Origin of the sequence: Cryobacterium sp. MLB-32 (assembly GCF_000738085.1) — a bacterium.
Taxonomy (GTDB): Bacteria; Actinomycetota; Actinomycetes; order Actinomycetales; family Microbacteriaceae; genus Cryobacterium.
Map to the genome: position 1 here is coordinate 1 of NZ_JPRS01000292.1, position 2,130 is coordinate 2,130.

The following is a 2,130-nucleotide window of genomic DNA, read 5'->3' on the forward strand; positions in this document are numbered from 1 at the left end:
AGCAGAGGAAGCGCCAGATCGACATCGAACAGGCTTGCCGTGATGTCCTTCGCTCCCAGAATGGGCATGGCTACGAGGAATGATCCGACCACACTGATCAAACCCACCAGGAAGGTGAAGCCAAAGAGCACGGCAACCTTGGCCCAGAGCGCGGGCAAGCGGTTAGGCACGGCCGTGAGGGTCGACTTGATCATGCCGCTCGAATACTCTCCACTGATCGAGAGCACACCGAGTACGGCGACGATCAGCTGGCCGAGGAGCATCCCGATGGTGGAGACAAGGATAAACGCCTGAACGCTGCCCTCGCGGCTGACACCGCCGACCGGGCCCGACCCGGCGATGGCAAAGGACATCAGGACTGCGAGCCCCAGCGAGGCTACGACGACCAGGGAGAAGGTCCAGTACGTGGAGCGTAGGCTCCACAGCTTGATCGTCTCCGAGCGGAGCAGACCGATGAAGCTGATGCCGGGGCCCGTCGGGACGAAAGAGGCTCGGGCCGCGGACGGTTCGAGAGGGTGGGTCAGGGTGCTCATCGAACGACCTCCGCTTCGGCGTGGGTATCGCCGGTGCGGTACTCCACTTCGTTCTGGGTGAGTTTCATGTACGCGTCTTCCAGGGAGGCGCTCACGGCGGAGAGTTCGTGCAGGGAAATCTGAGCGGCGGCGGCGCGTTCGCCGATCTCCGACACCGTCAGCCCGATGATTTCCAGCACGTCCTGCTCGATGTTGGTAATGGTCACATCCGCCCGCGCCAGCAGGGTAGTCAGCGCCGCGGTGTGCGGCGTCCGCACGCGAACGGCATCCTGGGCGGCCGAGGCAATGATGTCGGCGACCGAGGCATCCGCGATCACCCGGCCGCGACCGAGCACGATGATGTGGTCGGCGGTGAGAGCCATCTCGCTCATCAGGTGCGAGGAGAGCAACACTGTGCGGCCCTCGGCAGCGAGCTGTTTGGTGAGCATGCGGACCCACTGCACGCCCTCAGGGTCAAGACCGTTGACGGGCTCGTCGAGAATCAGTGTGGCCGGGTCACCCAGCAACGCGGCGGCAATGCCGAGGCGCTGGCCCATTCCGAGGGAGAACCCGCCGACGCGCTTGCGGGCTACTGACTCGAGTCCCGTGAGGTTGATGACCTCGTGCACCCGGCTGGTGGGGATGCGGTGAGTCGCGGCCATGGCACGCAGATGGTTGTAGGCACTGCGACCGGGATGGACCGCCTTTGCGTCAAGCAACACGCCGACTTCACGCAGCGGAGCCTTGTGCTCGTGGTACGGCTTGCCGTTCACGATGACGGATCCGGCGGTGGGCCGGTCGAGTCCCACGATCATGCGCATCGTGGTCGACTTGCCGGCGCCGTTCGGGCCCAGGAAGCCGGTCACCTTGCCGGGCTGCACCGAGAAGTCGACCGAGTCGACCGCCGTCTTGCTTCCGTAGCGTTTGGTCAGGGACTGTGCCTGAATCATCCGTTGCCTCTTTCGTCGTGGTGGGCCACACGACGGTGCGGCCCACGTAAGACGTTACGGAAACCGGATGCCCCGGCACATCAACCGCAGGGAGGGTTTCGGCCCCTCCGGTGTCATACCCGGGTACGACGCTACTTCTTGGAGCCCTTCTCCTCCCGCGAGAGCCGGCGTACGTCGGCGAATAATCAAAGACGGTCACTTCCAGCCTCGGCTCCTGTCGGCGCCTAGCGCGTGTAGTGCGGGCCGTCGTGACCCTTCGGTGTCGGTACCGGTGGGCGTCCGCCTCGTCGCGGAGTTCTCTTCGGATCGACGGTGGCCGGTGGAATGAAGTACACCACATTGTCTGTGACGATGATCTCCCAACCTTCGCGATGAATCCGATGATGGCAAGCACTGCACAGCATCAAAATGTTCGATTGGTTCGTCGGCCCGTCCTGCGATTTGTACCAAATGATGTGGTGGCCTTCGGCATAACTCGGCGGCCGCCGGTTGTCGAGCCTGTCGAGACACAGCCCGCGGTGGCGCACCCGCCGTCTCGTTCGATCGCCGCGAGCTTCTGTGCCCGGGTGAAGAGCCGCTTCCCGAGCCCGAAATCGAGCACTTCACTCTTGCCGCCGAGGACCATCGGAATGAGACACGCCTCCGCGGCCATCTTCCTGGCCGTGAAC

3 protein-coding genes and 1 pseudogene are annotated in these 2,130 nt (G+C 64.1%); all 4 read right to left on the bottom strand.

The genetic code is table 11. The features are described from left to right. Window positions 1–533, bottom strand: a 533-nt coding sequence (locus tag JF66_RS17750) for an ABC transporter permease (RefSeq protein ID WP_035880105.1), incomplete at its 3' end; no start/stop codon positions are given. After that, entirely contained in the window at window positions 530–1,462 is a 933-nt protein-coding gene (locus JF66_RS17755) for an ABC transporter ATP-binding protein (RefSeq protein WP_035880106.1), read from the bottom strand. The genes JF66_RS17755 and JF66_RS17750, both read right to left, overlap by 4 nt. A 224-nt stretch (window positions 1,463–1,686) precedes the next feature. Beyond that, on the bottom strand, window positions 1,687–1,974 hold the full coding sequence (locus JF66_RS25425; RefSeq protein WP_369798058.1) for an HNH endonuclease: 288 nt from the start codon (window positions 1,972–1,974) through the stop codon (window positions 1,687–1,689). After that, window positions 1,866–2,130: pseudogene (locus JF66_RS24555) on the bottom strand (hypothetical protein); the annotation flags it as partial. The gene JF66_RS25425 and the pseudogene JF66_RS24555, both read right to left, overlap by 109 nt.

What these genes read in the sequence shown, in the direction of transcription:
- JF66_RS17755 (WP_035880106.1), bottom strand. Translation starts at nt 1,462, where the DNA reads ATGATTCAGGCACAGTCCCTGACCAAACGCTACGGAAGCAAGACGGCG.